Genomic DNA, 1,013 nt, shown 5'->3' with positions numbered 1-1,013 from the left:
GCATGCCGCGGTGAATACGTTCCCGGGCCTTGTACACACCGCCCGTCACACCACGAGAGTTTGTAACACCCGAAGTCGGTGAGGTAACCTTTATGGAGCCAGCCGCCTAAGGTGGGACAGATGATTGGGGTGAAGTCGTAACAAGGTAGCCGTATCGGAAGGTGCGGCTGGATCACCTCCTTTCTAAGGATAATTACGAGAGCGCTTTTGTTTTGTTCAGTTTTGAATGAGTGATTCATTCAATTAAATAGTAATCCCGCGATAAGCTTGGGAAGCAGAAGCTTATTATTTATGTGAATGGGCCTATAGCTCAGCTGGTTAGAGCGCACGCCTGATAAGCGTGAGGTCGATGGTTTTGTTCCTTGAAAACTAGATAATAGATAGAAGGCAATTAATTTTTTTCAAAGCATCAGTAAGATCTTTTTTAACGGTTAAGTTAGAAAGGGCGCACGGTGGATGCCTTGGCACTAGGAGCCGATGAAGGACGGGACTAACACCGATATGCTTCGGGGAGCTGTAAGTAAGCTTTGATCCGGAGATTTCCGAATGGGGAAACCCACTGTTCGTAATGGAACAGTATCTTTACCTGAATACATAGGGTACTGAAGGCAGACCCGGGGAACTGAAACATCTAAGTACCCGGAGGAAGAGAAAGCAAATGCGATTTCCTGAGTAGCGGCGAGCGAAACGGAATTAGCCCAAACCAAGAGGCTTGCCTCTTGGGGTTGTAGGACACTCAACATGGAGTTACAAAGGAACGGGGTAAATGAAGTGATCTGGAAAGGTCCGTCAAAGAAGGTAAAAACCCTGTAGTTGAAACTTCGTTCCCTCCTGAGTGGATCCTGAGTACGGCGGGACACGAGAAATCCCGTCGGAAGCAGGGAGGACCATCTCCCAAGGCTAAATACTCCCTAGTGACCGATAGTGAACCAGTACCGTGAGGGAAAGGTGAAAAGCACCCCGGAAGGGGAGTGAAATAGATCCTGAAACCGTGTGCCTACAAGTAGTCAAAA

General features: G+C 48.1%; 1 tRNA gene and 2 rRNA genes. All 3 read left to right on the top strand.

Going from position 1 to position 1,013, the window contains the following annotated elements:
- Positions 1 to 183: ribosomal RNA gene (locus AC1DVK_RS27055) — 16S ribosomal RNA — on the top strand; the annotation flags it as partial.
- 124 nt (positions 184 to 307) lie between these two features.
- Positions 308 to 412, top strand: a tRNA-Ile gene (locus AC1DVK_RS27050).
- A 17-nt stretch (positions 413 to 429) separates the two neighbouring features.
- A 23S ribosomal RNA gene (locus AC1DVK_RS27045) occupies positions 430 to 1,013 on the top strand; the annotation flags it as partial.

Source organism: Peribacillus sp. P4_B1 (assembly GCF_056402395.1).
Note: the sequence above shows the minus strand (reverse complement) of the source record. Positions and strands in the feature narration are given on the sequence as shown.